Genomic DNA, 7464 nt, shown 5'->3' with positions numbered 1-7464 from the left:
GGACATGAAGTCCCTTGAGCTGAAGAGTCGTCAACGGCTAGGGGCTTACTTGCTGCGTCATGGACGCGTCTATGGCGGTAAAAGTCGCTGGACCCAGGCCCATTTTCGCTGGTTGGAGAGCGTGAAGTTTGATTCGCCGGTGCAGCAGATCGTCCTGCAGGAATACATCGATACCGTTAAATCGATGCAAAAGCGGGTGGCCGATCTGGAAGCGCAAATGCATGAAATGCTGGCAGGCTGGTCGCTAAGCTCGGTGGCGCAAGCACTGATGGCCTTGCGCGGCGTGAGTCTCATCACGGCGATGACGGTGCTGGCGGAGTTGGGCGACCTCACCCGTTTCGACTCGCCGCGCGAGCTAATGGCCTACCTGGGACTGGTTCCCAGCGAGCACTCCAGTGGCGGCTCACGTCGCCAGGGCAGCATTACCCGAACGGGCAACGGACATGTACGGCGAGTGCTGGTGGAGGCGGGGTGGAACTATCGTTTCCCGGCGCGCAAGACACGAGCCATCGAGAAGCGAGCTGAGAAAACCTCGGAGGTGGTTCAGGCCATCGCCTGGCAAGCGCAGAAGCGTTTGTGCGGTCGTTATCGGGCGCTTATCGAGGCGGGCAAGATCAAGCAGCAAGTCACAACCGCTGTCGCGCGGGAGCTGGCGGGGTTCATCTGGGCCATCGCCTGCGAGGTTGCGGGCAAGGCACACGGCAGCAGGGCAGTGATATGAACAAGCATCAGTGGCTTCGGTTCAGGGGGTGGAGGGCCGGTGAGGAGAACCCCTGGCGCTCCTATGTGGCGTCCTCTGTCAGGAGGGCAGACCCACGACTGTAGAGAAGGGCAGCTCCGCGACGAAGTGAAGTCAGGTCGGTAACCAACCCACGCATATCAGAGTGATCCACCGTCGCCAAATCGCCTTCCACCCCCTGAACCGAAGCCATTGACGGAGAAGAACAGAACGAAGAATAGAACCACAGTTGACAGGTCAATCCATATCAGGAGCCCGCTTGCGGGCGATCAGCCGCAACACCGATGATCGCCGACAAGGACTCGGCGTCCCCCCGGCTCCTACAGGGTCGGTGTGCACATGCTGCTTTATCCGAGGGGAATGACCTGAGGCGATATGCTGGTCCAGGCCGGGTGGCGATCCGCTTTAGTCCACGCTGGCCGCTGCTGGTGGGCTGAAGCCCACCCTACGGGTCTGTTGCACGTCGAACCACACGTAATGGGGGACATGGTCTTTTCGTTTCCGTCTCCTGCGCCACTGCGACGAAACGCCAACGGCCGCCGGGGAAACCCTCATCGCATCTGCCGCTCTAAACCCATGACGCCGCATGGTTCGTAGCCATGGCCAGGCCCTCAAGGCAGATGGAGACTCGCTATGATCCCGTACTTTTTCACCCTGTTGACCCGCCCCGACCAGGCGTGGGCCGGCATACGCCGCGACGAAGAAAAGAACAGCTCCAACTACCTTGTCCACCTGGTGCTCTGGGCCCTGCTGCCAGCGGTGTGCATGTTCATCGGAACGCGCTACGTGGGCTGGAGCCTGGTGGAGGACGAGCGGATTCGCCTCGATACCCGCAGCGCCTTCCAGCTGAGCGCGCTGATCTACTTCACCATCATTCTCGGCACCTTCATCATGGGCTTCTTCCTGCGCTGGATGTCGCGCACGTTCGACACCCGGCCCACGTTCAACCAGTGCGTGGGCTTCATCGCCTATGTGATCACGCCCTTCTTCATCGCCGGCCTCGGTGCGCTGTATCCGACCCGCTTCATCGCCATCGCGGTCCTGGTGGCCGCGGGCGCCTATTCGACCTACCTGCTGTTCGTCGGCCTACCGACCTTCATGCGCATCGACAACCGCAACACCTTCCTCTACGGCGCCAGCACCTGGGCCGTGGGCCTGCTGGTGCTGGTCAATCTCAAGGTGCCGATGATCCTGTTCTGGGTGCTGGCGCTGGATCCCGTCTACGAACGCGACATCCTGCAAGACCAGACCTACGGCACCCAGCAGGAACGCCCGCAGGAAGAGCCAGGCGGTCTGCAGCGCTGACCTCGGTTTTGGCATAATGCGGCGCTCTTCATGGAGTGCCCAATGCCCGAGCGACTCAACGCCCGCGTCGAAGCCTGCTACCAGTTGGCCGAGACGTTCTTCAACCAGCGCTTCGAACGGCCGCAGGTGAGCTTCAAGCTTCGCGGCCAGAAGGCCGGCGTAGCGCATCTGAACGAAAACCTGCTGCGTTTCAATCCGCAGCTGTACCGGGAAAACAGCGAGCACTTCCTGCAGCAGACCGTCGCCCACGAAGTGGCGCACCTGATCGCCCACCGGCTGTTCGGCCCGCATATCCAGCCCCACGGCGAGGAATGGCAACTGATCATGCGCGGCGTCTACGACCTGCCGCCGGAGCGCTGCCACAGCTACGCGATCGAGCGCCGGCCGCGTACCCGCTACGTCTATCGCTGCCGCTGCGACGAGCGCGATTTCGCCTTCACCGCCCAGCGCCATGCCCTGGTCGGCAAGGGTCGCCGCTACTTCTGCCGCAGTTGCAAGGGCACGCTGGTATTCACCGGGCAGCAGCGGGTCGAGTAATGATCGGGCGCGATCGCCGCGAGGGTGCGCCCACGGGCTCGGTGTGCATCTGCCGTTTTTTTGTGAAAGGTCCGACCTCGGGGCGATGGCTCTTGAGTGCGCAGGGTGGATGACGGCGCAGCCTCATCCACGCGCCGGGTTCGGCTGCCGCCCGGGCTCTCCGGCTCGAACGTCTGGCACACCGGAGCGCGGTGGAAAACGCTTCGCGGTTTTCCACCCTACAGGCTCCGCGCCCGCCAGCCGGCGACGACGAACAATCCCGCCAGCATCGCCATCAGCGGCAGCCAGCCGGCATGTTCCCAGACATACCCCGCCCCATACCCCACCACGCTCGAACCCAGATAGTAGGCGCACAGGTAAAGCGCCGAGGCCTGCGCCTTGGCGCCCCTGGCATGCTGGCCGACCTGCCCGCTGGCCACCGAATGGGCGGCGAAGAAACCCAGGGTGAACAACGCCAGCCCCAGCACGATGGCCGTCAGCCAGGGCGTCGCGCAAAGCCCCACGCCCACCAGCATCAGCCCGACCCCGCCCTGCAGCACCTGGCGCGCGCCGAAGCGCGGTACCAGCCGCCCCGCCCAGCCGGCGCTGAAGATACCCGCCAGGTAGACGATGAAGAGCATGCCGATCACCGTCGAGGACAAGCCGAAGGGCGCGCCGGCCAGGCGGAAGCCGATGTAGTTGAACAGCGCGACGAAACCGCCCATCAGCAGGAACGCCTGCAGGAACAGCCCGCGCAACACCGGGTTGCCCAGGTGCTGGCGGAAGTTGCCGAGCAATACGCCCGGCGACAGCGGCTGCGCCTTGAAATGGCGCGACGCCGGCAGCAGCCAGAGGAACAGCAGCAGCGCCAGCAGGCCCATCGAGGCGATACCACCCAGCGCCAGCTCCCAGCCACCCGGATCGCTCAGCAGGCCGGACAACAGGCGCCCGAGCAACCCGCCCAGCGCAGTCCCGCCGATATACAGCCCCATCGCCGCCGGCAACGATTCGGGATCGAACTCCTCGCCGACATAGGCCATGGCGAGCGTCGGCAAGCCGCTCAGCGCCAGGCCGAGCAAGGCGCGCAGCCCCAGCAGCAGATGCCAGGATTCGACCAGCACGCAGGCAATCCCCAACAGGCTGGCAAGGCCGAGTGCCGCCGCCATCACCGGCTTGCGCCCCCAGCTTTCGGCCAGCGCGCCGGAGACCAGCAGGCACAGCGCCAGACACAAGGTGGTCAGCGACAGCGCCAGGCTGCTGCTGGCGGCGGAGATCGAGAAATGCGCCGCCAGCAAGGGCAGCAACGGCTGCACGCAATAAAGCAACGCGAAGGTGGCGAAACCTGCGCAGAACAGCGCCAGCGTCGCCCGACGGTACGCCGGTGTGCCGCGGCGCAGGTGGCTGAAAGCTTGCTCTGGAGTACTCATGTCGCCGTTCCGGATTAGGCCAAGGGCCGCAAAAAAGGCCGGGAGCCATTTTTGATGTCGCTTGCGACGGCCCGAAGGGTGGCCGCCAGGGATGGCAGGTCGCAAAAATGCGGCGCAGGCTAACACAACATGTAGGGTTGCCGTGCCGCCCTCTCTGCGAGGCGGCCGACGGCCCGTGTCCGAAATATGCCCCGACGTATTTCCGGGGAAAACGCGCGGGTTATCGCGAGAGGCTCTGTCTCGACGCCTCCCATGCCCGCCGGAGTAGACCAATGAAAACAGCGCCGTATGGCAGCGTGTGCTCCACCCCCGACAGCCACGTGCCGCAGCAGCGGACCGCCAAGACCCGGCCGACCTCTCGAACCCTTCCCCTGCCAGCAAGTCGAAGAACCGCTATTCTTCTGCGACACATTACTCATTCACCCGCCGTATTGCCCGTCAAGGAGACCCCCGATGCGCCATTGCCTGTTCGGCCTGCTCATGGCTGCCAGCGTCGCTGCCAATGCCGAAATCCAGACCCAGGAAATCCCCTACACCGCCGCCGACGGCACCGAGCTGATCGGCTACTACGCCTACGACGACGCCATCGAGGGCCAGCGCCCCGGCATCGTCGTGGTGCATGAATGGTGGGGCCTGAACGACTACGCCAAGCAGCGCGCCCGCGACCTCGCCGAACTGGGCTACAGCGCCCTGGCCATCGACATGTACGGCGAAGGCAAGAACACCGAGCACCCCAAGGACGCCATGGGCTTCATGCAGGCCGCGCTGAAGGACGCCGACGCCGCCAAGGGCCGTTTCAACGCCGGCCTGGACCTGCTCAAGGAGCAGCCGCAAACCGATAACGGCAAGCTGGGCGCGGTCGGCTACTGCTTCGGTGGCAAGGTGGTACTGGACATGGCCCGCCAGGGCGTGCCGCTGGAAGGCGTGGTCAGCTTCCACGGCGCCTTGGCCACCGAAACCCGCGCCGCGCCGGGCAGCGTCAAGGCACGCATCCTGGTCGAGCATGGCAGCGAAGACAGCATGATCAGCACCGACGACATCGCCGCGCTGAACGTCGAAATGGTCAAGGCCGGCGCCGACTACCAGTTCGTCAGCCTGCCCGGCGCCAAGCACGGCTTCACCAATCCCGGCGCCGACAAATTCCAGGAACAAGGTATGGATCTGGCCTACCAGAAGGAAGCCGACGAACGCTCCTGGCGCGACATGCAGCGCTTCTTCGAGGAAACTTTCGGCCAGTAGGCTGAATCGCACCTCCTTGCGCGCCGGGTTTCGGCCACCGCACGGCCCCCCGGTGGCGAAACTCCCCTCTCCCCTCGCGGGAGACGACTGCAGGATGCAGGAGGTAGGGCGACGCAGGATGCCAAAGCCGAGGGCCGGGGGAGAGGGGGCTGCGCAAGAACTTCGCGGTCCCGCACAGCCCCCCTCGACCGCAACCAATCCAGCTCATCGTGCTAGCATTGCGCACATTTCCCAGCCGTCGAACCCAGACATGGCCGAACACGACTTCCGCTACACCCTGCTCAACCCCGCCCATACCCTCACCGAATGCCGCGCCCTGGCGCCGGGCCGCTACCAGGTCACCGGCAACGGCGGCTCGATCCGCACCGGCGACGTATTGATCGTCACCCTCAAGGGCAGTCGCGAACTGTCCCAGCGCCTGACCGTCGAAAAGGTTCGACACTTGATCAACCCACCCGGACAGTGGATGGCGGTGGCCAGCGGCCCGGTGTTCCGCGAACTGGCGATCCTCAACTGGCAGGTCGACTGCGACGGCTGCGGCAAGCAACTGGATTTCGAATTCGCCGTCGACGCCAAGCTGGGCGAAACCGCCCGCGCCCCGGCCGCCGAGGCCCGTATCGCCGAACTCGGCTGGGCCAGCCGGAACGGTCGCCACCTCTGCCCGAGCTGCCAGGAGAACAACGCATGACCCCTCGCCTCCTGCCCGCGGTCATGGCCCTCGGCCTCGCCGGCTGCGCAACCGAGCCCATGCTTCTGCAGCACGACGTCACTTACATCGCCGAATGGATCGGCAACGAACCGGTGATCGGGCGCAACCCGGTTTCCCTGACCCTCAGCGCGGACCGCGTCTACGGCAACGCCGGCTGCAACCACTGGTTCGGCGCCTACGAACTCGACGGCCAGCAGATCCGCTTCAGCAACCTCGGCAGCACCCGCAAGCTGTGCGCCGAGGAAATCATGGATCAGGAACACCACTTCCTCGACATCCTCACCCGTGTCGAACGCTGGGACATCTCCAAGATCGACCAATTGCGCCTCTGGCCCAACGAAGGCCCCCCCATCCGCCTCTGGCCCGAACAGGACTGACCCGCGCCAAATGTGCGCATGCCCTGCGGCATGCGCACTGCGATCAGGCGCCGCGCCCCCAAAGCCCCCGCCTCTGGCCCCGCTATGCGCGCCCAGCTCACAGCCCGAGGGCGGATCAACAACCGCTAATACCCTGTTTTTTCAGGGCCTGCACTTATTCCACTGCTGAATTTCCTACCCGCCATACCCTCCGTAGCGAAACTGGCACATGCAGTGCATAGACTCACTCAAATCCAGTTTCGGGGACCTCGGTACAGGCAGGCCGAGAATCCCCTCTTTTATTCGCGAAGCAAAAGGGCCACTCGGCGAGTGGCCCTTTTGCTTTTCCAGGGGCTGTCGTCGTTTCCCGCTACCCAGATCGATAAGAGCAGACTCCGCGGGACTGCGGCCACGGGCCGGTCAATGCAGGCTGAAGACGTCTTCCAGCGCCTGCGCATCCAGCACATTGTCCGCCCAGCGTCCCAACGTTTCGCTGTCAGCCTGTTGCAGACGCTGCTCCACCTCTGCCGGCAACGGCCCGAAACGATGCGCCAGTTGGCGCGACAGCACGTCCCGGAGGCTTTGCAGCCGCCCCTGCTCCAGTCCTCGCTCCAATCCTCGCTCCAATCCTTGCTCCAGGCCTTGCTTCATCCCTTGCTGGATACCCTTCCGCATCCCTTCTTCCAGCAGACGTTCTGTCAGTCCAGCCATACCGCTTTCCTCCTGTGGGTAGCGCTCCCGGTAGAGTCGCCTTTCATTCTCGTCCAGCGCCGTATAGATGTCGATGAAGTCCAGGTACTTCACCTGCCTGTTCGGGTCGGGCTCCAGTTCCAGCAGGCCGCGGATGGCATGGGCGTAGATGTCGAGCTTTTGCTCCGCCGGCCACTGCATGTTGGGCAGGTTGAGCCGGGCCACCAAATTGCGGCTGTCCAGATGGTCGGCCGCTGGCGTCTGCGCCAGCAGGCAACGCAGATAGCGAAAGGCGAGGTAGGTGTGCCGCTCGCTGCCCAGGTCGAGCCGTTCGGGAATGCGCTGGTCCCCACGCAGGAAGATCACCACCGGCACTACCCGCTCGGTCTGGCAAAGTTCTGCCAGGTCGGTGCAGTAATGAACGAGGCGGTGGATGGAGAAGCGCGCCGGGTCGCTTTCCTCCTCCAGCACGAACAGCAGCGC

The 7464-nt window shown here is 64.5% G+C and carries 8 protein-coding genes; 6 read left to right on the top strand and 2 right to left on the bottom strand.

Translation table 11 applies throughout. The features are described 5' to 3' along the window. From IN820_RS06800 to IN820_RS06790, 3 genes are all read left to right on the top strand, one after another. A partial coding sequence (locus IN820_RS06800) for an IS110 family RNA-guided transposase (RefSeq protein ID WP_193680058.1) occupies positions 1 to 721 on the top strand: 721 nt, incomplete at its 5' end. Positions 722 to 1372: 651 nt separating this feature from the next. After that, positions 1373 to 2044: a Yip1 family protein gene (locus IN820_RS06795; RefSeq protein WP_193680243.1), complete on the top strand. Its 672-nt coding sequence runs from the start codon at positions 1373 to 1375 to the stop codon at positions 2042 to 2044. A 42-nt stretch (positions 2045 to 2086) separates the two neighbouring features. Beyond that, positions 2087 to 2581, top strand: coding sequence for a SprT family zinc-dependent metalloprotease (locus tag IN820_RS06790; protein ID WP_193680242.1), 495 nt, complete (start codon positions 2087 to 2089; stop codon positions 2579 to 2581). 218 nt (positions 2582 to 2799) lie between these two features. On the opposite strand, the gene IN820_RS06785 is transcribed toward IN820_RS06790, so the two are convergent. Further along, positions 2800 to 3987 carry an MFS transporter gene (locus tag IN820_RS06785; protein WP_193680241.1) on the bottom strand — a complete coding sequence of 396 codons (1188 nt, stop codon included), beginning with the start codon at positions 3985 to 3987 and terminating at the stop codon, positions 2800 to 2802. A gap of 453 nt (positions 3988 to 4440) precedes the next feature. Here IN820_RS06785 and IN820_RS06780 point away from each other — a divergent pair, with 453 nt between their 5' ends. The 3 genes from IN820_RS06780 (at position 4441) to IN820_RS06770 (ending at position 6312) form a co-directional block, all read left to right on the top strand. After that, on the top strand, positions 4441 to 5226 hold the full coding sequence (locus tag IN820_RS06780; protein WP_193680240.1) for a dienelactone hydrolase family protein: 786 nt from the start codon (positions 4441 to 4443) through the stop codon (positions 5224 to 5226). A gap of 250 nt (positions 5227 to 5476) precedes the next feature. Next, a complete protein-coding gene (locus IN820_RS06775; RefSeq protein ID WP_193680239.1) occupies positions 5477 to 5914 on the top strand; it encodes a hypothetical protein in 438 nt (145 codons plus the stop codon). Then, a complete protein-coding gene (locus tag IN820_RS06770; RefSeq protein WP_193680238.1) occupies positions 5911 to 6312 on the top strand; it encodes an META domain-containing protein in 402 nt (133 codons plus the stop codon). Before IN820_RS06775 ends, IN820_RS06770 begins: the two co-directional genes overlap by 4 nt. A gap of 399 nt (positions 6313 to 6711) precedes the next feature. On the opposite strand, the gene IN820_RS06765 is transcribed toward IN820_RS06770, so the two are convergent. After that, a partial coding sequence (locus IN820_RS06765; RefSeq protein ID WP_193680237.1) for a DUF4351 domain-containing protein occupies positions 6712 to 7464 on the bottom strand: 753 nt, incomplete at its 5' end.

Source organism: Pseudomonas lopnurensis (genome assembly GCF_015070855.1).
Classification (GTDB): Bacteria; Pseudomonadota; Gammaproteobacteria; order Pseudomonadales; family Pseudomonadaceae; genus Stutzerimonas; species Stutzerimonas lopnurensis.
This window is presented reverse-complemented; position numbering and strand designations above follow the sequence as displayed.

Excerpts from the sequence above, each read along its gene's own strand:
- IN820_RS06795 (WP_193680243.1), top strand. The coding sequence starts at position 1,373 with ATGATCCCGTACTTTTTCACCCTGTTGACCCGCCCCGACCAGGCGTGG.
- IN820_RS06775 (WP_193680239.1), top strand. The coding sequence starts at position 5,477 with ATGGCCGAACACGACTTCCGCTACACCCTGCTCAACCCCGCCCATACC.
- IN820_RS06770 (WP_193680238.1), top strand. The coding sequence starts at position 5,911 with ATGACCCCTCGCCTCCTGCCCGCGGTCATGGCCCTCGGCCTCGCCGGC.
- IN820_RS06785 (WP_193680241.1), bottom strand. The coding sequence starts at position 3,987 with ATGAGTACTCCAGAGCAAGCTTTCAGCCACCTGCGCCGCGGCACACCG.
- IN820_RS06780 (WP_193680240.1), top strand. The coding sequence starts at position 4,441 with ATGCGCCATTGCCTGTTCGGCCTGCTCATGGCTGCCAGCGTCGCTGCC.
- IN820_RS06790 (WP_193680242.1), top strand. The coding sequence starts at position 2,087 with ATGCCCGAGCGACTCAACGCCCGCGTCGAAGCCTGCTACCAGTTGGCC.